At 71.6% G+C, this 21,522-nt stretch carries 20 protein-coding genes; 6 read left to right on the forward strand and 14 right to left on the reverse strand.

Going from position 1 to position 21,522, the window contains the following annotated elements:
- Window positions 1-3 precede the first annotated feature (3 nt).
- Window positions 4-1,428, reverse strand: a complete 1,425-nt coding sequence (locus KBZ08_RS04240) for a mechanosensitive ion channel domain-containing protein (RefSeq protein ID WP_254971568.1) — start codon at window positions 1,426-1,428, stop codon at window positions 4-6.
- A gap of 125 nt (window positions 1,429-1,553) precedes the next feature.
- Here KBZ08_RS04240 and KBZ08_RS04245 point away from each other — a divergent pair, with 125 nt between their 5' ends.
- Window positions 1,554-1,949 (forward strand): hypothetical protein, encoded by a 396-nt coding sequence (locus tag KBZ08_RS04245; protein WP_106220142.1) that lies wholly within the window; start codon window positions 1,554-1,556, stop codon window positions 1,947-1,949.
- On the opposite strand, the gene KBZ08_RS04250 is transcribed toward KBZ08_RS04245, so the two are convergent.
- From KBZ08_RS04250 to KBZ08_RS04260, 3 genes are read right to left on the reverse strand one after another with little or no spacing between them, the layout of a single operon-like run.
- Window positions 1,946-2,791, reverse strand: coding sequence for a hypothetical protein (locus KBZ08_RS04250; RefSeq protein WP_254971571.1), 846 nt, complete (start codon window positions 2,789-2,791; stop codon window positions 1,946-1,948). The two genes, KBZ08_RS04245 and KBZ08_RS04250, sit on opposite strands and share 4 nt — an antisense overlap.
- Window positions 2,792-2,807: 16 nt before the next feature.
- Window positions 2,808-3,629, reverse strand: coding sequence for a hypothetical protein (locus tag KBZ08_RS04255; protein ID WP_254971573.1), 822 nt, complete (start codon window positions 3,627-3,629; stop codon window positions 2,808-2,810).
- 58 nt (window positions 3,630-3,687) lie between these two features.
- Window positions 3,688-6,729 carry a CHAT domain-containing tetratricopeptide repeat protein gene (locus KBZ08_RS04260; RefSeq protein WP_254971574.1) on the reverse strand — a complete coding sequence of 1,014 codons (3,042 nt, stop codon included), beginning with the start codon at window positions 6,727-6,729 and terminating at the stop codon, window positions 3,688-3,690.
- A 103-nt stretch (window positions 6,730-6,832) separates the two neighbouring features.
- Here KBZ08_RS04260 and KBZ08_RS04265 point away from each other — a divergent pair, with 103 nt between their 5' ends.
- Genes KBZ08_RS04265 through bla form a run of 4 tightly spaced genes read left to right on the forward strand, consistent with a single transcriptional unit; the run spans window position 6,833 to window position 10,495 of the window.
- On the forward strand, window positions 6,833-7,549 hold the full coding sequence (locus KBZ08_RS04265) for an SDR family oxidoreductase (RefSeq protein WP_254971576.1): 717 nt from the start codon (window positions 6,833-6,835) through the stop codon (window positions 7,547-7,549).
- Between the two features lie 50 nt (window positions 7,550-7,599).
- Window positions 7,600-8,361: a phosphatase PAP2 family protein gene (locus KBZ08_RS04270; protein ID WP_106220147.1), complete on the forward strand. Its 762-nt coding sequence runs from the start codon at window positions 7,600-7,602 to the stop codon at window positions 8,359-8,361.
- Window positions 8,358-9,584, forward strand: coding sequence for a hypothetical protein (locus KBZ08_RS04275; RefSeq protein WP_254971585.1), 1,227 nt, complete (start codon window positions 8,358-8,360; stop codon window positions 9,582-9,584). Before KBZ08_RS04270 ends, KBZ08_RS04275 begins: the two co-directional genes overlap by 4 nt.
- Window positions 9,585-9,592: 8 nt before the next feature.
- The gene (gene bla, locus KBZ08_RS04280; protein WP_254971587.1) at window positions 9,593-10,495 is read left to right on the forward strand and encodes a class A beta-lactamase; all 903 of its coding nucleotides are present in this window, start codon (window positions 9,593-9,595) and stop codon (window positions 10,493-10,495) included.
- Here the strand turns inward: bla and proB are convergent.
- The 6 genes from proB to KBZ08_RS04310 form a co-directional block, all read right to left on the reverse strand.
- Window positions 10,476-11,639, reverse strand: coding sequence for a glutamate 5-kinase (gene proB, locus KBZ08_RS04285; protein WP_181280020.1), 1,164 nt, complete (start codon window positions 11,637-11,639; stop codon window positions 10,476-10,478). The two genes, bla and proB, sit on opposite strands and share 20 nt — an antisense overlap.
- Complete coding sequence (locus KBZ08_RS04290; protein ID WP_106220149.1) at window positions 11,639-12,148, reverse strand: YqeG family HAD IIIA-type phosphatase; 510 nt, start codon at window positions 12,146-12,148, stop codon at window positions 11,639-11,641. The genes proB and KBZ08_RS04290 overlap by 1 nt, the downstream gene beginning before the upstream one ends.
- Window positions 12,148-12,696 (reverse strand): DUF3727 domain-containing protein, encoded by a 549-nt coding sequence (locus tag KBZ08_RS04295; RefSeq protein ID WP_043325387.1) that lies wholly within the window; start codon window positions 12,694-12,696, stop codon window positions 12,148-12,150. Before KBZ08_RS04295 ends, KBZ08_RS04290 begins: the two co-directional genes overlap by 1 nt.
- Window positions 12,697-12,715: 19 nt before the next feature.
- Window positions 12,716-13,234 (reverse strand): Holliday junction resolvase RuvX, encoded by a 519-nt coding sequence (ruvX, locus tag KBZ08_RS04300; RefSeq protein ID WP_254971591.1) that lies wholly within the window; start codon window positions 13,232-13,234, stop codon window positions 12,716-12,718.
- Window positions 13,235-14,341: a hypothetical protein gene (locus tag KBZ08_RS04305; RefSeq protein WP_219903955.1), complete on the reverse strand. Its 1,107-nt coding sequence runs from the start codon at window positions 14,339-14,341 to the stop codon at window positions 13,235-13,237. It lies immediately after the preceding gene.
- Window positions 14,342-14,432: 91 nt separating this feature from the next.
- Window positions 14,433-15,611: a F420-0:Gamma-glutamyl ligase gene (locus KBZ08_RS04310; protein WP_106220152.1), complete on the reverse strand. Its 1,179-nt coding sequence runs from the start codon at window positions 15,609-15,611 to the stop codon at window positions 14,433-14,435.
- Window positions 15,612-15,696: 85 nt separating this feature from the next.
- On the opposite strand from KBZ08_RS04310, the gene KBZ08_RS04315 reads away from it, so the two are divergent.
- Window positions 15,697-17,076 carry a PhoH family protein gene (locus KBZ08_RS04315; protein WP_106220153.1) on the forward strand — a complete coding sequence of 460 codons (1,380 nt, stop codon included), beginning with the start codon at window positions 15,697-15,699 and terminating at the stop codon, window positions 17,074-17,076.
- 32 nt (window positions 17,077-17,108) lie between these two features.
- Here the strand turns inward: KBZ08_RS04315 and KBZ08_RS16470 are convergent, their stop codons facing one another.
- From KBZ08_RS16470 to KBZ08_RS04335, 4 genes are all read right to left on the reverse strand, one after another.
- The gene (locus KBZ08_RS16470) at window positions 17,109-17,567 is read right to left on the reverse strand and encodes a type IV pilin protein (protein ID WP_396122361.1); all 459 of its coding nucleotides are present in this window, start codon (window positions 17,565-17,567) and stop codon (window positions 17,109-17,111) included.
- Window positions 17,568-17,789: 222 nt separating this feature from the next.
- Window positions 17,790-19,172 (reverse strand): class II fumarate hydratase, encoded by a 1,383-nt coding sequence (fumC, locus tag KBZ08_RS04325; RefSeq protein ID WP_254971701.1) that lies wholly within the window; start codon window positions 19,170-19,172, stop codon window positions 17,790-17,792.
- Complete coding sequence (locus KBZ08_RS04330; RefSeq protein ID WP_106220156.1) at window positions 19,169-19,762, reverse strand: thylakoid membrane photosystem I accumulation factor; 594 nt, start codon at window positions 19,760-19,762, stop codon at window positions 19,169-19,171. The genes fumC and KBZ08_RS04330 overlap by 4 nt, the downstream gene beginning before the upstream one ends.
- A gap of 22 nt (window positions 19,763-19,784) precedes the next feature.
- On the reverse strand, window positions 19,785-21,479 hold the full coding sequence (locus tag KBZ08_RS04335; protein ID WP_254971596.1) for a DUF3685 domain-containing protein: 1,695 nt from the start codon (window positions 21,477-21,479) through the stop codon (window positions 19,785-19,787).
- Between the last annotated feature and the right edge of the window lie 43 nt (window positions 21,480-21,522).

The raw sequence follows: 21,522 nt of genomic DNA on the forward strand, positions 1-21,522 counted from the left end.
CGCTCAGCCGGCCTCCGTTTCCACCGAGGCCATCGCCGGGCGACCGGCCAGCACCCGCCTCAGCCGCTCGCGGAACCACTGCAGGGGGTGGCCCATGTCGGCGTCCTCGAGCAGGCCGCGCTGGCGCAGGCAGTCCTCGTAGCTGCGCAGCACGTCGCTGCGGCGGGCCACCTCCCGGGCGACGTTGTCGGCGAATTCGGGCCGTGAGGCCAGCAGGGCGCGGAAGCTGCCACTGGGCACCACGAACAGCGTCGTGTCCTCGGCCGCCACCATCGTGGTGGGGTAGGGCACCTGCAGCAGCAGCGGCAGTTCGCCGAAGAACTCCCCGGCGGTGAAGGTGAAAAGCTTGCGGCTCACCCGGTCGGTTTCGTGGATCGCATCCACCGCGCCGCTCAGCACCAGGTGGAAGGAGCGTCCCTCATCACCCTGGCGCACCAGCACCGTGCCGGCAGGCACCAGACGGCGGGCGCCGCTGCCCACCAGTTCCCGCAGGCGCCGATCATCCATGCCGCTGTAGCAGGGATGGTCGGGCAGGGACGTCCGCAGGGGGCTCCAATCCGGGGCGGCGGCGTCCCCTTCCTCGGCGCGCCGGGAGGAGAGCAGCTGGATCTGCTGGCGCGACCCGGCCAGTTCGATGCGGCGCTGGCGCAGCCCCTGCTCGATCGCGTAGTTCAGCGAACTGCGCAGGCTGAGGCTGGCGTGGATCGCCGACGTCCAGGCCCAGAGCTCGAACGCCATCCCCTGGCCCTGGAGCCCGTGCAGCAGCACCTTCGGCGGCGGATCGGCCAGCACCGTCGGTTCGGCCAGGGCCGCCTCCAGCAGCACCTCGGTCACGGCCAGGGGGTCGCTGCCGTGGGCCACCGTCACCTCCACATCCACCCGGCCATCGGAGCTCAGGTAGCTGAGGTTCTTCACCGGCGCATTGGTGATGGCCGAATTGGGCACCACGATCTCGGCGCCCTGGAAGGTGCGGATCACGGTGGAGCGGATCGAGATCTCCCGGATGAAGCCGCTGGTGTCGCCGAACTCGATCTGGTCGCCCACCTTCAGCTTGCCCTCCATCAGCAGGGTGAGACCACTGGTGAGGTTGCGGGTGAGCTCCTGCAGGCCGAAGCCGATGCCCACGCCCAGGGCCCCGAAGATCACGGCGAGGGCACCGATGTCGAGCCCCATCCCCTGGGCCACCACCACGTAGCCCAGCGCCGCCAGCCCCATCGAGAAGAGGGTGGCCACCGCCTCACGCCGCCCCTCCGGCAGGGAGAACCAGCGCAGCACCCGTCCGGCCAGCAGCCGCTTCAGCCACCGCGCCGCCAGGCTCACGGCCAGCAGCAGCAGCAGCACCTCGACGACCCAGAGGAGGGAGAAGCTCTGGCGACCCAGCGGCAGCAGCGGGGCCGTGAACAGCTTCTGAAGGCGCTCGAGATCCACCCCTTGTGCTCCACCGCTGCTCCCTTCTAGCCCGAGGGGCCGGAATGACGCTGTCCGCAGCGGGCGGCCGCACCGATGAGCGCCCCTACAGTCCCCCTGGACGCCAGCCATCTCTGGAAACGCCCATGCGACGCCGACTGCTCACTGCGGCCACCGTTCTGACGCTGGGCTCGACGCCCTCCTGGGCCGCCCCGGCATCACCCCCCTGTGAGGCGGCGCTCGGCACCTGGGACTACGTGGCCCCCAGCAAGCCCGGCCGGGCCGTGGTCACGAAGCTGGCGGACGGGCGCCATCACCTGGTGTGGATCATCTCGGAGCGTGGAGCCACCGTCGCCGGCGCCTGGGAGGCCACCTGCGAAGGCTCCCGCCGCACCTGGCGCGTGCTGTTTCCTTCGGATCCCGGCATCGCCGGACTGAAGGTCGTGGAGGAGTTTGAGGTGAGCGGCGATGCGATCCGCTTCTGGATTCTCGGACCGGATGGCAAACGTGGGCCGATGGGTGGCGCCCGTCGCCTCCCCTAGGAACCTCCGGACAGTCCCACCTGCACACTCTGTTCGTTGAGGAAGTAGTTGGAATCAAAGGCCTTCAGCTTTCGATCCATCAGCCGATCCTGCTTTTCGGGATCATCCAGGCGCAGGCAGTCGGAGGGGTCGCCATCCACGCAGAGCAGCGGAATGACCACGTCCGTCCTGTCATACCCCCACTCCAGCACCCGTCCTCCCAGCAGGGCGTTGCCCTTGGGTGGCTCCCGCGTCAGCACAGGAACCAGCACATCCACCTGGGCGGCGTAGGCGCCGGCAGGCAGGGAGACAATCACTGAACGGTGAATCGTTTCGCCGGGATTGATGTGATCGTCGACGAACAACTTGCCGGCCGCTTCGGTGGGATAGGGCTGGAGCACCGCCCCCCTCTCCACGTGGATGGCATCGAAAGGGCCGATGGCGCGACTCGGAAACGTGGAGCGGTTCAGCACCTGGCGGCGTATCGGGAACAGTTCCCAGAAGCTGCTGAGCAGGTAGAGCCGGCGGGTGCTGGCGTTGGTGGCGCTGACCTTCAGTTCCCGCTGCAGCGAAGGTGACGAGGAGCCGCTGCCGCCCTCAGCGGCCATCGGGATCAGGCTGATCTCCAGGGTGATGCTGGCCGGCGCCTGGGATGGCACGTAGATCTCCTTCCAGACGAAGGTGTAAATGCCCCAGGAGGCGGCGATGATGATGCCCGACGTGCGCACCCATTCATGCAGCGATGGCGAGCGCAGCCAGGCCGGCAGGCGCAGCGATCGCGCCCTGGTCCGGGCCCCCGGCATTCCCTTGCGGGGCAGGGTCTCTCTGTCGCCATGGGGCCTGGTCGGGGGGTCGCTGCTCACGGGTGGTGGTGGTGCCTCATTTCTTCCCGGTGAAACCGGGCAGTCGCCTCGGGCAGGGGGCGTTGGGCAGCGGCCTGCAGCGCCGGCCCATCACCCCCATGGTGTTGAACGCGGCCCGGTCAGTCCCGGTGGCCAGCGCACCCAGCAGCGCCGGATCGGGCACCCGGTCCCCGGCGAGCTCGGCCATCGCCGAATCGGAGCAACCCGCCAGTTCCGTCATGCCGAGGCCGGTGAGCAGGGCATAGGAGCGCTGGCTGCGGGTTCCCATCTGCTCGGCCAAGGCGGTGGCGTAGGCCCCGTTGGCCGGGGCAACGACCGCATCGGGCCTGGGGGGATCCTGGGGCGTGGGTTGCAGGCCGGTGCCACCGATCAGCACCCCCGCCAGGCAGTTGGCCTGGAGGTTGGCGGCGGCAGGGGCCAGGCGCGATGGTCCCCGATGGCCCAGGATCGCGGTGCCCAGGCCGATCCCGACCCAGTAGGCCACGCCCCAATCGCCATGGCGGCTGGCTGCCTTTTCCAGCCTGGAGCGGTCCAGCAGCAGCTTGCCGCTGGCGGCACAGAGCAGCGCGGGGCTCTGGGCGGCCCCGGCCGCACGGGCCGCGGTGCCGGCCCCGGGGCAGGCCGACGCCGGCGTCTGGCCGGCGGGAAGCACCTCGATGGCCGGCCAGGCCAGCGACGCGGTGCCGGAATCCGCGTTCCAGCTCTGGCGGAGCTGGCTGGCGACGGCCGAGACCGTGGCGTCCAGGTCAGGGGCGGCGGCCCCGGGGGCCACCGGCACGAGCAGCGAGGCGGCGACCAGCAGAGCGCCCAGTGCCGCAGACCCCGGTTGGTGTCGCATGGGTGGAAACAACAACAGCCGCCGGCCCGATCAGTCTGCCTGGTGTGCCGGCAATGGTTCACAACCCCGGAATCGGCCCCCCGTCGCCGGTGAGCTGCCAGGCGGCCCAGAACTTGTGGTCGGCCCAGTCCGGCTCCGGCGGGTTGCTGCGGAACTCCTGCTGCACCGCCGCCAGCGCCTCCATGCGACCCATCCCCTGCTTGAGCAGGGCGACATAGCGCTGCATGAACGCCGCCGTGGCGTCATCGTCCACCTTCCACAGCGACAGCAGGGTGGAGCGGGCGCCGGCCACCGTGAGGGCCCGCTGCAGCCCATAGACCCCCTCGCCGGTCTGCAGGGTGCCGGAGGCGGTGTCACAGGCGGAGAGCACCACCAGCTCGGTGCCATCGAGCTGCAGCTGGGCCGCCTCCTTGGCCGTCAGATAGCCGTCGTCCCCGGCCACGGCGGCGGGGGTGGCCTGGCCTGACGGGCGGCGCTGGTTCGCGCCCGTCAGCACAATGCCACTGTTCAGCAGTGGGTCGCCGCTGCCCGTGGTGAAGAACCCGTGGCTGGCGATGTGCAGCACCCTGGGGCCGCGCGCCTCCTGCAGCACGGCGGTGGTGGCGGCGGCTCCCTGATACAAGACCGCACCGAGGCGTTCGGCGATCCAGCTCCCCTCGGCGGCCGTCGCCGGCAGCGGCTGCCACGGGCCCGGGCCGCCGAAATCGGGGGCGGCGAGCACCAGGGCACGCTGGCCCCCAGGCCCGGGACTGCGCAGGCTGAGCAGGTCGCGGCCGCTGGTGAGGAGCCGCAGCTGCACCTGCTGGCCCAGGGTGGGTGCCGATTCGGACGTTGCCCCGTTCAGGCCGCCGGTGGGAGCCGGCAGCGCCGTGAACGGGATGCGGCTCAACTCACCATCGGGCGAAATGAACCACTGCCGCCGCCCCACCAGCTGCGGCAGCAGGGGCCCCAGCACTTTCTGGCTCACCCGGGCCCAGAAGGGTCCGGCGGGGCGGTTGCGGGCCAGGCTTTCGGCCAGGGCCTGCTGGATCAGGGGATCGGTGGCCGCCGCCGGGCCGAGGTCCACCGCACGGGTCGACCCATCGGGGAACAGCAGCATCGCCAGATAGCGCGCCTCCCCCCAGCTCCTGGCCTCCGGTTGACGGGCGGCGTAGGGGCGGAAACGCTGGAATTCGATCAGCACCCCATCGGCCGGCAGGGCGGCGGCCACCTGGGCGGCGTCCACCAGGCGCGGGGTCAGGGCCGGCAACTGGCGGTAGAGCTCCTGCTCCAGCCGATCCCGCTCCTGCTGCAGCGTCCGTCGCTGCGCTTCGCTGAGGTTGACGTCGGCCAGGCGGGCCGTGATCGCCGTGAGCTGGCCCACCAGGCCCAGCTGGGCCGGCGAGCCCCGGCCCAGCTGGGCCTGGCGCCGTTCGATGTCCTGCAGCAGGCCGTGGCGGTTCAGACGGGTGAACAGGGCCAGGGAGGCGCCGGCCGGCGTTGTGGCCACCAGGGAAAAGGGGATCTCCCAGACGTTGCCGAGGGCCTTGATCTGCTCCTGCCGCCGGGCCTGGGGCAGCAGCGGGGCCTCCCGCTGCAGGAACAGGGACTGGCTGCCGATGCCGCGGCGCAGCAGGGGTTCGGCCCTGGCCTCGGCCCCCTGGCTCAGGTATCCCTTGGCCAGATTGTTGACGCTGAGGGCGGTCGTGGGGTGATCGGGCCCCAGCGCGGTCTCGTAGATCCCCAGGGCACGCAGGAAGAGCGGTTCCGCCCTGGCATGGGCGCCCTGAAGCCGATAAAGATCCGCCAGGTTGTTGAGGCTGCCGGCGGTATCGGGATGGTCGGGCCCCAGGGCCTGCTCCCGGATCGCCAGGGCGCGTCGGTGCAGCGGCTCGGCCCTGTCGGCGGCTCCCTGCTGGTCGATCAGCACCGCCAGGTTGTTGAGGCCCGTGGCGGTGACGGGGTGGGTGGGTCCCAGCGTCTTCTCCTGGATGGCCAGGGCGCGGCGCAGCAGGGGCTCCGCCTTGGCGTAGGCCCCCTGGTCGCTGTACAGCATGGCGAGGTTGTTGAGGCCGGCGGCGGTCTCGGCATGGCCGGAACCGAGCGCCTTCTCCCGGATCGCCAGGGCACGCCGCAGCAGGGGCTCCGCCTTGGTGTAGGCGCCCTGGCTCCGGTACAGCAGCCCGAGGTTGTTCAGGCTGGTGGCCGTGGCGGGGTGCTCCGGGCCCAGCGCCTTCTCGTTGATCGCCAGGGCGCGCTGATAGAGGGGTTCGGCCCTGGCGAAAGCACCCTGGTTCTCCTGGAGCGCCGCCAGGTTGTTGAGGCTGGTGGCGGTGTCGGGGTGATCGTCACCCAGGGCTTTCTGCTTGATGGCCAGGGTGCGGCGCAGCAGGGGCTCCGCCTCGCCATAGCGGCCCTGGTTGATGTACACCGCCGCCAGGTTGTTGAGGCTGGTGGCGGTGTCGGGGTGATCGGGTCCGAGCGCCTTCTCCCTGATGGCCAGGGCCCGCCGATAGACGGCTTCGGCCTTGGTGTAGGCGCCCTGGCCGTTGTACAGAAGTCCGAGGTTGATCAGGCCCAGGGCAAGACCTGGGTGCTCCGGCCCCAGTGCCTTCTCGGCGACCTGCAGGGCGCGGCGGTAGAGGGGCTCGGCCCTGGCGTTGTTGTTCTGGTTGTAGTAAAGCCAGGCGAGGTTGTTGAGGCTGAGGGCGGTGAGGGGATGGTCCGGTCCCAGGGTCCGGGTTCGGATCGCCAGGGCCCGGGCCAGCAGGGGCTCGGCCCTCGTGAAGGCGCGCTCCTTGACATAGAGCAACCCGAGGTTGCTCAGGCCGGTGGCCAGATCGGCATGGTCGGGCCCCTGCGCTTTCTCGCGCCAGGCCAGCACCTTTTCCCACAGCGCCGCCGCCTTGCCGTTCGCCCCCTTGGCCTCCAGGGCGTTGGCCTCATCGATCCACTCCCACACCTGCGCCGGGGTCTGGGTGTAGCGCTCGCCCAGCGGCTGGGCGATCCACTCGTGCTGGCGAGGCGCCGGGTGCAGGGCCGGGCGACCGGCGGCCGCCGACGGCTGTCCATCGGCCAGCAGCAGCACGGCCAGGGCGGTTCCCCACCGACACAGAGCCAACGGCAGGCGAGCGGACCGCATCATGGGGGTACGGGGGGTTCCCAGCTTCCGGTACGGGATCCAGCATGGGCCGCACATCGACAAAACCTGCCGGAGCGGGTCCATGAAACTGATGGTGGTGGGCGCCAGCCGCGGGCTGGGCCGGGCCTTTGTCGAGGGTCTGGGCAGCCCCGGCGACACGGTGATCGGGGTCTCGCGGCGACGGCCCGATGGCCTGACCCTGCCTCCGGGCGTCGAGCTCGCGTGGATCGAGGCCGATCTGGCGGAGCCGCTGCCGGCGGCCCGCTGGATCGAGCAGCAGGCGCCCGCCCAGCTGGATGTGCTGATCTACAACCTCGGCGTCTGGGAAGCGAACGCCTTCAGCGAGGCCTACAGCTTCCTGGAGGATCCCGACGACAGCATCCTCGAGATGGTGGCCATCAACATCACCGGCACCCTGCTGCTGCTGCGGCGACTGATCCCCCGGCTGCTCGACTCCCGGAGGCCCCAGCTGATCCTCACGGGCTCCACCTCCGGCCTGCGCCAGAGCGGCCAGCCGGAGGTGACCTTCGGCGCCTCGAAGTTCGCCCTCACCGGCATCGCCGATGCCCTGCGGGAGAGCTTCCGGGACCAGCAGCTGGCGGTGACCTGCCTACAGCTGGGCTACCTCAACACCGACGACGGCCTTGAGGTGTCGCGCGAGGCGGCCGCCGGCCGCGGTGAGGGCCGGCAGATCCCGCTGCACGACGTGATCTGGATCGTCTCGGCCCTGCTGCAGCTCTCCCCGGCCTCCTTCGTGCGCGAGCTGGTCCTGCCCGCCATCGGCGACGAACGGTTCTGACGTCCGAGGCACCCCTACGGTGCTGCCACCCCGCCGACGGCACCGGAGCCATGCACACCCTGCGCCCGGGGCCTTGGCTGTCCGGCCTTCTGCTACTGCAGACCGCCCTGCTGCCGGGCAGCCTGGCGCTGGGCGGGCCGGCGCTCGCCCAGCCGGAGGATCCGGCGGCGGGCCTGGTGCTGCCGGCGGCCGCCTACCGCGCCTTGCTCGGCCAGCCACCGGCCCCGGGCAGCCGGCTGGAGCTCGACGATCTGGCCATCCTGCGCTGGAACCAGCGCAGCCGCACGCCGGCGGGGATCGTCCACAGCTGGCGCTTCCTGAACCGCAATCTCAGCGTCTTCGATGCCGCCGTGGGCGCCGACCTGGCCAGGACTTCACCTCTCCTCCACGCGGGCCTGCCGGCTTTTCTGGCGCGGGCCGATGGGCTCAAGGATCAGCTCAAGGATGCGGTGGCCCGGCCGCGCCCCTTCCTGAGCCACTCGGATCTGAAGCCCTGCCTGCCCCTGGAGAGCTCCTGGTCGTTCCCCAGCGGCCACGCCACCTGGTTTGCCACCGCGGCCCTGCTGCTGGCCGACCTGCTGCCGGAGCGCCGGGAGCGGCTGCTGCCGGTGGGTCTTCAGGGGGGCTACGTGCGTGCCTATTGCGCCATGCACTACCCCAGTGATGTGCTGGCCGGCCAGCGCCTCGCCGAAGCCATCAGCCGGGATGTGATCGCCTCGCCCCAGTGGACGCGCTTCAAGCAGCAGGTGGCCGGGGAGCGCCGCCTGCTGCTGGCGGTCCCACCGGCCGGCCTGCCCCTGCTGGCGGATTGATCGAATTCCGCGCCACGGTCCGCGGCGCCCGGCGCAACGGACTGGGCCTGCTGCTCACCCCGCTGGTGCGGCTCCGCCGCGTCGTGCGGACGCTGGCCCTGGCCCTGGAGCGCATGATCTGGCGGGAGCTGATCGAGGGGGAAGCCCCCGCCAACCCGCTCGTCAGCCTGCTCGCCTTCCTGCTGTTCTCCGGCCTCTGCCTGCTGGCCAGCCTCCAGGGGACCGTGGGCTACGTGATCGGCCTGCTGCTGTTCCTGTTGCCGATGGAGTGGCTGATGGCCCGGCTGGGCTACGGCGCGCCAGTCCAGCGGCGGGTACTGCTGCAGAGCTGGGGCGACCGCATCCGTCTGTTCCTGGACACGCCGGAGGGCAGCGAACGCCTGGAGCTGGGACGGGCCGCCGTCACGGCGGTGCTGATCCGCCAGGCCAGCGTCCAGCTGCCGCCGCTGGGGGAGCGGTCCCTGGGCTGGGATCTGGTTCTGGCTATGGCCGATCCCGTTGGGGAGCACCTGCTGGCCCGTGCCGCCGGCTTCTCCGGCGCCTGGCAGCGGGGCCACGCCCTGGCCGCCGATCTGGGGGTGCCCCTGCGCCTGGCCGGCGTCCCCGACGGCCTGCAGCTCCCGGAGGCCCGGTCGGACAGAGCGCAGCCGGAGGATGTCTGGAGGCTGGAGCCGGGGGCCTCCGCCACACGCCTGGTCCGCAGCCGACGCACGGTGGGCGCCGCCCAGTGGTGCCGCTCCTTCGTCACGCAGGGCAGCGACCTGCTGTTCGTCGCCGTGCTCAACACCGTGATGGTGAAGTACGGCGGCTTTCTCGTCTGGATGTTCGGTCCGCGCCTGGGCCTGAGCGCACCCACCACCCTGGTGCTGGATCTCTCCCTCCCGGGCCTGCTGTCGCTGGGCCTGCCGGAGTGGACCGTGCTCCAGACCCTGCTGGTGATCGCCGCCCTCGGTGCCGCCGGCATCGGCAGCTACAGGCAGTGGAGTCCCCAGGAGCTCTCCGTGGCGGACGACCAGATCCACCTCCGCCGCCCCGGCCAGCCCAGGCGCCAGCTGCCGTTGCGGATGATCACCGCCGTGCTGCGGCTGCCGGGTCCGGACCCCCGGGTGGTCCTCTGGAGCGAACGCCGGCCGCCGATCGTGGTGGACGGCCTCTCCGGCGAGCGGGAGGCGGCCGAGCTGCTGGAGAAGCTGGAGGCTGTCCTCGATCGGCCCCGGGGATGATGGAGCCCATGAACCTCTGCAACCCCCACTCGCTGGCCGCAGCCCTGGTGGTGGCGCTGCCGGTCCTCGCCGCGGCACCCGCCGTCCCAGGGCCCGCCAGGCCGGAAGCCGCGGCGGAAGCCGGCCTGGCGGCGCTGGAGGCCCGTTCCGGCGGCCGGCTGGGGGTGTTCGCCATCGACACCGCCAGCGGTGCCCGGATCGGCCACCGGGCCGGCGAGCGCTTTCCCCTCTGCAGCACCTTCAAGGCGATCCTGGCGGGGGCCGTTCTGCACAGAAGCCAGCGGCAGCCCGGCTTCCTGGAGCAGCGGATCCGTTTCGGCCGCCAGGATCTGGTGAGCCACTCGCCGATCGCCGAGCAGCACCTCGAAGGCGGCCTGACGGTGGCGGAGATGGCCGCCGCCACGGTCCAGACCAGCGACAACACGGCCGCCAACCAGCTGATGGCACGTCTGGGCGGCCCCGCCGGCCTGACCGCCTTCGCCCGCTCCATCGGCAACCGCACCTTCCGGCTCGATCGCTGGGAAACCGCCCTCAACTCCGCCATCCCCGGCGACCCCCGCGACACCGACACCCCCGCCGGCATGGGCACCAGCCTTCAGGCCCTGGTGCTCGGGACGGCCCTGGGCCCGCCGCAGCGGCAACGGCTGCAGGACTGGCTGATCGGCACCACCACCGGCGACCGGCGGGTCCGGGCCGGGGTGCCGTCGGGCTGGCAGGTGGGCGACAAGACCGGCACCTGCGGGGCCTACGGCACCGCCAATGACGTGGCCGTGCTCTGGCCGCCGGACCGGGCGCCGATCGTCCTGGCGGTGTTTCACACCCAGGCCGATCCGGCCGCCGCCGCGCAGGATGGGGTGATCGCCGAAGCCGCGACGATCGTGGCCGGGGCGTTCAGACCGGCTGGCAGGTGAGCACCAGCTGGTCGCGGTGCACCACCGCATCCCCCACCGGCCCCAGCCGGCGGCGCACCTCCTCGCTGCTCAGACCCTTGATCCGGCGCAGTTCCTCACTGCTCAGGGTGCTCAGGCCCCGCCCCAGTTCGCGGCCATCGCTGGCCAGCACCCGCACCGCCTCGCGCCGGGAGAAGTGACCCTCCACCTCGCGGATGCCCACCGCCAGCAGGGAGGCCCCCTGCTGCAGCAGGGCCCGCTCGGCGCCCGCATCCACCCGCACGCTGCCCTTCACCAGCAGGGCATGGGCCAGCCAGCTCTTGCGGTCGGCCAGGGGGGTGGCGCTGGGCTGGAACACGGTGCCCACCTTCTCGCCGGCGAACAGGGCCTCGAGCACCGCCGGATCGCGTCCATCGGCCAGCCGCACCCGGATGCCGCTGGAGGTGGCGATGCGGGCCGCCGCCAGCTTGGTGGTCATGCCGCCGGTGCCCCACTGCCCGCCCCCCTCGGCCACGTGGCTGAGGCGCTCCAGCTCCGCCAGGTCGCGCACCTCCTCGATCGGGCTGGCATCGGCATCGGTGCGGGGGTTGCCGGAATAGAGCCGGTCAACGTCCGTGAGCAGCACCAGCTCATCGGCGCCGATCGCCACCGCCACCAGGGCCGAGAGGGTGTCGTTGTCGCCGAAGCGCAGTTCGTCGGTGGCCAGGGTGTCGTTCTCGTTCACCACCGGCAGCACCCCCCACGCCAGCAGCTGCTCCAGGGTGCGGCAGGCGTTCTGGTAGCGGCGCCTGGAGGCCAGATCGCTGCGGGTGAGCAGCACCTGGGCCACCGCCATCCCCCGCACGGCGAAGGCCTCCTGGTACAGACCCATCAGCCGGCCCTGGCCGACGGCGGCAGCCGCCTGCAGGGCCACCACCTCGGTGGGGCGCCGGCTGAAGCGGAGCGCCTCGCAGCCCAGTCCCACGGCCCCGCTGGTCACCAGGGCCAGCTGGTCGCCCCGGCGCTGCTGGCGGCCGAAGCTGGCGGCCAGATCGGCGATCACCGCCGCCGTGGAACGCTCGGGGCTGCCCCGCAGCAGGCTGGTGCCCACCTTGATCACCCGCCGCAGTCCAGGGCGGGCGTCCGCCGCCGCGCCGGAGGTCGGCGTTGTGCCGGAGGTCGCCATCAGCCCGGCACCGAGCCCACCCAGCGGGCCATGCGCAGCTCGAGGTTCTGGAGCCGGTCCTGGCGGCAGGGTTCACCGTCGGGATCGATCGGCTTCACCAGCACCGTGAACAGGCCCATGCGATTGCCCACCAGCACGTCGGTGAACAGCCGGTCGCCCACCAGGGCCACCTGGGCCGGGGGCAGGGCGAGGTCCTGCAGCACCTTGCGCAGGGCGGCGCGCCGCGGCTTGCCCGCCGAGGTGGTGTAGGGAAGGCCCATGGTGTCCGCCACCGCACCGATCCGGCGCCGGGAGGGGTTGTTGCTGAGCAGGTGCAGGGGCATCCGCTCACGGGCATGGCGCAGCCACACCTCCGCCTGCACGGGCATGGTGGCCTGGCGGCGGGGCAGCAGGGTGCGGTCGACGTCGAGGACCAGGGCGCGGATGCCACGGTCGACCAGCTCCTGCAGGGGCAGGTGGGCCAGGGAGGTCCCCAGCAGCCAGTCGGGCGTGAGCAGGTCGCGCAGCATCAGTCGTCGCTCTCCCGTTCGTCGAGTTCGGCCTCGATGCGCGGCTGGACCCGCTCGAACTCCTCCCCCTCCACCATCACCGCATCGGCGCCGTCCATGCGGGCCACCACGAAGAAGGGATCCAGGGGGATGTAGAGGCCGTACTCCTCATCGCCGGCCATGAAGCTCACCAGCAGCTCGTAGGTCTCGCTGTCATCATCCCCCTCCTCGTCCTCGAGGTCGTCCGGGTCGGGCTCCTCCAGCTCACCGCTGACGGTGAGGGTGACGGCGGAACGCACCAGGGTGAGGTCGTGCTCCTGCAGCACCACATCCGCCACCGACAGCACCGGTTCGGTGGCATCGAGGGTCTCGATCAGTTCGGGGTCGTCATCCTCCCGCAGCCGGAACAGGCACACCGGGGTGTCCACCGGCGTCAGCAGGGCGTAGTCGTGGCCGTCGAGGGGGATCAGCTGCTCCAGGAAGCACAGCAGCTGGCGGCCGCTGCCGTCCCGCACCTGCACGGTGGGCACATCGCCGGAGCCCGTCATCGCAGGGGGGTCGGAGGCCATCAAGAGGAAGCGGGTCTCCTCAGAATGAATCAGCACCGGCCCGAGTGCCCACGACGATGGCCGCCGGGTCGACCGGATCGGCGCTGATCAGGGCGGGACCCAGGGCCTCGGGCCCCTCCCGCAGCCACTGTTCCAGCAGCAGCGCCGCCGCCGCGCTGTCGAGCCGGCCGCTGCGGTCGCCGTGCAGCCCGAAGCGTTCGCCGGCGGACCAGCTGCTGGCGTGCTCATCCACCCAGGCCAGGGGCAGGGGCTGGCCCAGGGCCGCCAGGCCCCGGGCCAGCCGCAGGCCGTAGCGGCGACAGTGGACCCCCTGGGGGGTGGGCCGCTGGCTGGCATCCAGGGGCAGGCCCACCACCAGCGTCTCCACCCGCCGCTGGCGCACCAGTTCCAGCAGGCGCCCCAGGTCGGCCTGGAAGTCGCCCCGGGCCAGGGCAGGCAGGGGGGTCACGGTGAGCCCCAGGGGATCACAGCCAGCCAGGCCGATGCGGCGGCGGCCCACATCCAGGGCCAGCACCGAGCGCGGCCGGGGCGGCGCCATTCAGTGCAGCACCAGGGGCTCGCTGGGCAGGCTGCCAAGGGGGCCGGTGGGGGTGGGCATGGGGCGCCGCCGCGGCTGCAGCTGCTCCAGCACCGCCTCGATGCGGCGGGCCGCCCGCTTGGCCGGCTGGCCTTCCTGCCGCCGCCAGACGCTGCGGGCCATCAGCACCTCCTCGCCGTGGGCCTCGGCCCCGAGGGCCTGCAGCCACAGCTGGCGGTCGCCATCGCCCACCTCGCAGCGCAGCCAGAGGCTGGCGCCACCCCGGCCGATGCGGTGCAGCAGCGACTCGGCCGCCGGCCCGAGCAGATGGCCCCAACCCGGGTGGATGCTCAGCTCCACCGCCTGGCCGCCACCGGGATGTTCATCGAGCAGGCGCACGCCGGCCACGGCCTCGTTGCGGACGCCATCCACCAGCATCCAGCCCTGGCCGCGGCTCTGGTCGAGCAGGTCCTCGATGCGGCGGTCCTGGAGCTGGCGCAGGTGGGCCGGGCAGGTGGCCTGCTCCAGGTGCCACAGCAGCGGGGCGGTGCGACGGTTGAGCGGGCGCAGCTGCAGGTCGGCCGGCGGCACGGGGGCGGCGCCGGCGGCGGGCAGCTGCCAGCGCCAGAGGCGATCGGTGCGCTGCGGCTGGAACCCCTGCTCCCGCAGGGTGGCGAGCCGGGAGGTGTCGAGGCTGGAGGCGGTGGCGATCCAGCTGGCGGCGCCCTTCACCCGGCCAATGGCCTGGCGCAGCAGATCACCGGCCAGTGCTGCCCGGCTCGGGGCCGGACCATCGGCGGCCGCCCCCTCGCTGGCGGCCAGGGCCAGGCGCAGGTGCTGCACCTGCCAGCAGGTGCCGCTGCGGTTGAGGCGGCGGCAGACGATCAGCCCCAGGGCCTGCTGGCGGGTGAGCCCCTGGCGCTGCAGTGCCACCAGCACCTGGGCGGCCAACGGCCGGCGGCTGGTGACCGCCGTCAGCAGCTGTTCCGGCAGGGCCAGCAGCAGCGAGCGCTGCAGCAGCGGCTGCAGCGGCAGGAAGGCGGGATCATCGAGCAGGGGCAGGTGCCATCCCTGCAGGGGCTCCACCGTCCAGGTGGGGGAGGTTCTGCCCTGGGCAGGCACTGGCACGGCAGGCACTGGCACGGCAGACGACGGTGGAGAGGGGGCGTGGGCGAAACGGGACCGACGCCGCGGCGGCTGGCGACGTCGTTTCAGGATTCTACGCGGGCCTCACCAGCACCAGAGGTGTGCGCTCATTGGCGTTGCCGGCGGGATTGGGGCGCAGCGCCCGCATCAGCAGATCTTCATCGGTGCCGCCGCTGGCGGCCAGCACCTTCACCCGCCCGAGGTCGTTGACATCCACCACGGCCACCGCCACCCCCAGGGCCGCCGCCATCCGCTCACACCAGGCGGCCGGCTGATCCGGTCCGAGCACGATCGTCTGGTCGTAAGGGGGCGTGGTGCCGGTGATGTCGTCGATCAGGCGGGCCTGCTCCCCGGCCAGGCGATAGAACCAGCCCTTGCTGCCCACCAGCTTGAGGGCGGTGCCCACCACCCAGGCCCCGAGCACCCGCGCCGGGCCGGACACATCGATCAGGGTCTGGAGGCCGCAGGCCGTGGCCAGGGAGCTGGTGGGGTGGAACACCCGGCAGAGCAGGCGGGCCAGGAAGGAGGGCTCCACCGTCGAGGGGTGGTGGTAGCGCCCCTGGATCACCGCCAGGGGGGTCTCACCGATGGTGAGCACGTCCCCGGGCTGCAGCAGCCCGTCGGTGTAGCGCTGCAGCACCGCCAGCGGATCGTCGAGCACCCCGAGCAGGTGGGTGCGCACCGGCAGCACCCGGCAGCGCTCCCCTTCGCGCCAGCCGGGGGCGGCGGGGTCGCCCGGCTCCGGCCTCTGCAGCGGCAGCAGGATCCCCTGGCGCCGCTGCAGCCGGCCGAAGGGCCCGTAGTTGACCCAGTGGATGTCCATCCAGAGGGTGTCGAGCACGCTCTCCAGGTCCAGGCCGCCGGGCGCCGTCAGGTTGAGGCGGATGTGGGCGGCCGTGCTCTTGCGGCCCTTGACGATGTAGGCGGCCCAGTACCCGTCGGGGCGGGCCTCCTCGTCGGGATGCAGGGGCGTGATCTGCAGCTCGTGGCGCACCTGGCTGACGTCACTGCGGCCCAGCAGGGTGGGCACCACCGTGATCTCGGGCACCATCACCTCCATGCGGGGGTGGGGGTTGCGGATGCGCACCTCGCCGGTGATCTCCAGGCCCTGGGCCCGGCGCCGCACCTGGAAGGATCCCGGCAGCAACTGCAGGGGCGAGGCGGGCCGGAGGCGGTGGCGGAGTTCGAGCACCACCAGGCCCAGGCCGAGGAGCAGCAGCAGGACCAGCAGGAAGGAAACGGGGAGCGGCAAGCCGATACGTCGGGGAATGTCCGGCCGGAGCGTAGATGCGCCCGCGGACCTAGCTTCGGCCCCATGGAACCGGCAGGGCCCTGGCATGCGCAAGACCTTCGTGCTCGACACCAATGTGTTGCTGCATGACCCCCAGGCCCTGAACCGGTTCGAGGACAACCAGGTGGTGATCCCGATCGAGGTGGTCGAGGAAATCGACCGCTTCAAGCGGGACCCCTCCGAGAAGGGCCGCAACGCCCGCCAGGTGTCGCGGCTGCTCGACCAGCTGCGTGAGAAGGGCAACCTGGCCGAAGGGGTGCCCATCGACGACGTCAGCGGCGGCACCGTCAAGGTGGTGTTCTGCCGCAGCGAGACCCTGAGCCAGCTGCCCCCCGAGCTGAAGGCGGGCAACGGCGACAACAACATCCTGGCCGTGGCCCTGGAGCAGCGCCTGCAGGAGGTGGTGGGCAGCCAGCCGCCGGTGGTGCTCGTCACCAAGGACACCAACCTGCGCATCAAGGCCGATGCGGTGGGCCTGATCGCCCAGGACTACACCACCGACAAGGTGGACATGGCCGACCTCTATCCGGGCTTCTGCGAGCGCTGGGTCGACGCTGATCAGATGGACCGCGTGAAGACGGGTGATGGCCTGCCGGCGGATGCCATCCCGGAGCAGACGGTGGCCGTCTCGCCGCTGCAGGCCAACGAGGGGGTGACCCTCATCGATCTGGCCCAGCCCGCCCACACCCTGCTGGCCCGCTACAACGGGCGCACCGGCACCCTGCAGCCGCTGCAGAAGTCCGCCAAGGCCAAGATGGGGCGCATCCAGCCCCGCAACCGGGAGCAGTCCTTCGCCCTCGATCTGCTGCTCGATCCGGCGGTGGCCCTGGTGACCCTGGTGGGCAAGGCGGGCACCGGCAAGACCCTGCTGGCCCTGGCGGCGGGGCTGCACCAGGTCGCCGACGAGCGTCTTTACGAGCGGCTGCTGGTGACCCGCCCGGTGATCTCCCTGGGCAAGGAAATGGGCTTCCTGCCAGGGGATCTGGAGGAGAAGATGGCCCCCTGGATGCAACCGATTGTCGACAACCTCGACTTCCTGCTGGGTGGCGACGAGGGCCAGCCCGCACGCGGCAGCCACCGCCCGCCCCGCAGCAACTGGAGTGACCTCAAGGGCATGGGCCTGCTGGAAGTGGAGGCGATCAGCTACATCCGCGGCCGCTCCATCCCCCGCCAGTTCATGGTGGTGGACGAGGCCCAGAACCTCACCCCCCATGAAGTGAAGACGATCGTGACCCGGGTGGGGGAGGGCACCAAGATCGTGCTCACCGGCGATCCGTACCAGATCGACAATCCCTACGTGGATGCCGAGAGCAATGGGCTCACCTGGCTGGTGGAGCGCTTCAAGGGCCAGCTGCTCTCCGGCCACATCACGCTGATGCGGGGCGAACGCTCCGAGCTGGCCGAACTGGCCGCCAATCTGCTCTGAGCCTGCCCCCCAGCCCGCTCAACCGGCGGATCTCAGGGGAGGAAGGTGCAGGTGATCGTGCCGTTGACGGCCACCCTCAGCATGGCCTGGCGATGGGTCTCCTGGGCCTGCTGACCCAGGCACAGCACACCGCTGGCGTCGCCGGTCCAGGAGCGGCTGTTGATCTGCCGGGCCGAGGTGCCGTTGCAGTTGCGGGTGGGCCCGCCGCCGGGCTGGGCGACCACCACATGCAGCCCGGACTTATGGGCCACCGCGCACTGCTCGGCGAAGGCGACCGTCTCCAGGATGCTGCTGGAAGCTTGGGCCACAGCGCGGGCGCGGAGGTACTGGGGCAGGACCACCGCAGAGAGAAGGCCCACGATGGCCGCGACGATCAACAGCTCCAAGAGCGTGAACCCGGATGCTCCGGGTTCCCCCAGCCTTACCGAATGGCGGCGGTGATCGCCGCGGACAAAGGGCAGAGAGAAGACGGGGAAGGGGCTCTGGAACATCTCAGGCGTGGGGATCCCCTTCTGTCTCGTCCGGGTGAGAATCAGGGATACCAGCAACAGACCGCCACGAAGAAGGTCGTCCTGAAGTTGATCCTGAAGCTGAAGAACATCCGCCAGGGCTCACTCCAGAGACCTCACCGTGGGTGACAACGGGGATCTTACGGGCGATCCACAGAAAATCAACCGGACCGGTCCCCGCTCACCAGCCTGACGTCATCAGGCTCAGACCATCTGCTCTGGCCTGACGAGGCGGTCGAACTCCTCCCCGCTGATCTCGCCCAGCACCAGGGCCGCCTCCCGCAGGCTGAGCCGGTGCTCGTGGGCGTGACGGGCGATGGCGCAGGCCCGGTCGTAGCCGATCGCCGGTGTCAGGGCCGTCACCAGCATCAGGCTGCGGTCCCGCATGGCTTCGATGTGGGCCACATCGGCGCGCAGGCCCTCGATGCAGAGCTCCCGGAACGTGCCGCAGCTGCCCGCCAGCAGGTCGATGCTCTCCAGCAGGTTGTGGGCGATCAGGGGCTTGAACACATTCAGCTCGAAGTTCCCCTGGCTGGCCGCCATCTGGACGGCGGTGTTGTTGCCCATCACCTGCACGGCCACCATGGTGAGGCTCTCGCACTGGGTGGGATTCACCTTGCCGGGCATGATGCTCGAGCCCGGTTCGTTCTCCGGCAGCACCAGTTCGCCGAGGCCGCAGCGGGGCCCGCTCGCCAGCCAGCGGATGTCGTTGGCGATCTTCATCAGGCTGCCCGCCAGCACGGTGAGGGCGCCGTGGGCCGCCGCCAGCCCCTCCTGGCCCGCGAGGGCCTGGAACTTGTCGGGGGCACTGGTGAAGGGCAGGCCGATGCGCTCCGCCAGCCGGGTGGCCACCGCCTCACCGAACCCCGCCGGGGCATTAAGTCCGGTGCCCACGGCCGTGCCGCCGATGGCCAGCTGCAGCACCTGGGGCAGGGTGGCCCGCAGGCCCGCCAGCCCCAGCTCCAGCTGGGAGGCGTAGCCGCCGAATTCCTGGCCCAGGCTCAGGGGCACCGCATCCTGCAGGTGGGTGCGCCCGATCTTGATCAGGCCGGCGTAGGCCTCCGCCTTCTGGCGCAGGGCGGCGATCAGCGCCTCCAGGCTCGGGATCAGCCGCTGCTGCAGTTCGATCGCCACCGCCATGTGCATGGCGGCGGGGAAGGTGTCGTTGCTCGACTGGCTCAGGTTGACGTGGTCGTTCGGGTGCACCGGCACCTTGCTGCCCAGCACGCCGCCGGCGGCGGCGATCGCCCGGTTGGCGATCACCTCGTTGACGTTCATGTTGGTCTGGGTGCCCGACCCGGTCTGCCAGACCCGCAGCGGGAACTCGCCATCGAGCCTGCCCTGGCTCACCTCCTCGGCGGCGGCCACGATCAGGCCCGCCAGCTGTGGGCTCAGCACCCCACGGGCCGCGTTCACCTCGGCGCAGGCGGCCTTGAGCTGGCCGAAGGCGTGCACCACCGGCATCGGCATCGGCGCGCCGAAGGGGAAGTTGCGCAGGGAACGCTGGGTCTGGGCGCCCCAGTAGTGCTCGGCCGGCACCTCCACCGGGCCGAGGCTGTCGGTTTCTGTGCGGGTGGCCGGCATCAGCGGGACGCCACCACTTCGCTGTTGAGTTCGTTGAAACTCAAGGTGGCGCTGTTCCCCGAGCCCGGCGCCATCGGAATGCCGGTGGCTTCGCTCACGGCCGTGTTGATGGCATCGACGCTCACCTGGCCATGGCGATCGAAGACGACGCGGCCGGTGCCGTCGATCACCACCACCTGGGGGATCAGGCCGTCCCAGTAATGGGCCGGATCGGCCACGCCGGCGTCGGGCCGGTTCTGGAGCGGATCGGTGACCAGGGGGATCAGGTCGACGGCATTGCCCCAGACCCGCTGCAGCTCCGACACCACCGGCGAGAACTGCTTGCTGACGCTGCTGTCGTCGAGGTAGTAGACGAGCACGGCCACCCGGTGCTCGTCGAGGGACTGGGCCAGGCTGCTGCGGGGCGGCACCAGGGAGCCGTTGCCGGCGTAGAGGGCGAAGATGTTGCCGTCGTAGCGGTCGTTCTCGAGGCTGGCCGTCGCCTCGCCCGGGGCCCAGAGCAGCCCCAGCACCAGGGTCAGTAGCAGGGCCCAGAGGCCGGCGAGGGGCCGGGAGCGCGAACGGAGCAAGGGGAAGCGGGCAGATGGGCACATTGTGCCGTGGTACCCGGCCGCCTCAGCTGCGGTTGAGGCTGCGGCCCATCCCCTGGACAATGCCGCGCCCCACCAGGCCGATCGCCCGGCCGAGCACCTGGGTCAGCAGCACCACCAGGAGGTCGCCGAGACGTTTGAGCAGGCTGCGGAGCTGGGGACCCAGGGCATCGCGGGCCTCCAGGGCCAGGGTGACCCCCTGCTGAACCCAGCCCAGCTGGCGCAGCTCGGCATCGCGGGGCTCCGTGAGATCCACGCAGTCGATGGCACCGTCGCCCAGGCGGAACAGGGAGCGTCGGCTCTCGTAGAGGTGGATCGGCCGCTCGAACCAGCTGGTCCAGCGCTGCTGGGCGTTGAGCTGGTTGCGCAGCCGTTCCAGGTTGCGGGTGGCGAGCAGCTCGGGGCGCAGCAGGTAGCGGCGCAGTTCGGGCCATTCGGCGCAGGCCGCCAGCACCTCGGCGCTGATCAGCTCGGCACTGCGCACCAGCCAGTTGCTCAGCAGCAGCTCCAGGTACAGGACCGCCTGGGGCTCATCCGGCGCCACCAGGCGGCCGTCCACCAGCAGCGGACGGGCCTGCAGCAGCGGGCTGAGCATGGCGGCGGGATCGGTCAGCTCCAGATCGTCGGTGTCGAGGCTGCTGCGCTGCAGCAGGGTCTCGGCCACCGGGCAGAGCCGGCCCTCCATGGGCAACTGCACATAGGACCCGGCCATGGAGCGCAGGGCCTGCTGGCGCAGCTCGGGCTGGAGCTCCCTCCAGAGCCGCTCCAGCTGCTCGCCGCGGGGATCATCCTGCAGCAGACGCTGGCGCAGCCGGTGGAACTGCTCCAGCAGTCCCAGCAGCAGGTCGCTGCGGCGGGAGGCATGGAGGCCGTCGAGGGCCAGCAGCTGGCCACTGTTGTTGCTGGGGCCGGCGGCGGCGGCCTCCGTGAGCCGGCCGCGCAGGGCCTCCCAGAGCCCTTCGGCGGTGCGTTGCCGCAGGGTGATGGCCACCCCATGGGCCGGGCCGCCGAGTGGGGCGCTGGGCACGCTGGCGTCGGCGAACGGGGAGGGCAGCCCGGCGGGGCCGTCGAGGGGCTGGCCCCAGGCCAGGCTGACGGGCCCCCAGAGCCAGAGCAGCAGCCGGCGGGCCAGCCGCAGCTCCCGCACCCGGCCCTGCAGCACCAGCAGCGGCAGCAGGTCGACCGGCGGCGGATCCAGCAGGCGCAGGCAAAGGCGGAGTTCGGCATCGATCTGCTGCAGGCCGCTCAGCAGCAGCCACTGGCCCAGGCCCATCGGCACGGAGGGCCCGGGGTTCTCGCCCCGTTGCGTCGCGGCGATGGCCAGCACCCGGCCGCCGGCCAGCAGGGTGCTGACCGCCTGCCGCAGGCTCTCGGCATCGGCCTGCTCGATCAGCCCCTGGGCCGGCAGCTGCAGCAGGACATCGCTGCCGTAGGGGTGGGTCGCGGGCAGCAGCAGCAGCAGCGGCGCCGGGTGCCAGCGCTCCAGCAGCCGGCGGCTCTCGGCGTCGAGGGCCTGGGGTTCGGGCAGGCTGCCGAGGTACCAGAGGACGAGCTGGGGTGCCCCCTGGAGCTCTTCAGGGCCGACCACCCGGCAGCCGCCCCATCCATCGGAAGCCGCGCCGGAATCGTCAACCTCCAGCCAGCTGGTGAGGCCGGCGCGCTCCAGGGGGTCGGCGAACAGCAGCAGCTGGGGCAGGGGCCGTGCCGGACGTCGTCCCACGTTGCCAGAGAAGGAATGGCCCGACCTTAACCAAGGCGCCGGG

It is taken from the genome of Cyanobium sp. Candia 9D4 (assembly GCF_024346155.1).
In the GTDB taxonomy this organism is placed as follows: Bacteria; Cyanobacteriota; Cyanobacteriia; order PCC-6307; family Cyanobiaceae; genus Cyanobium; species Cyanobium minutissimum.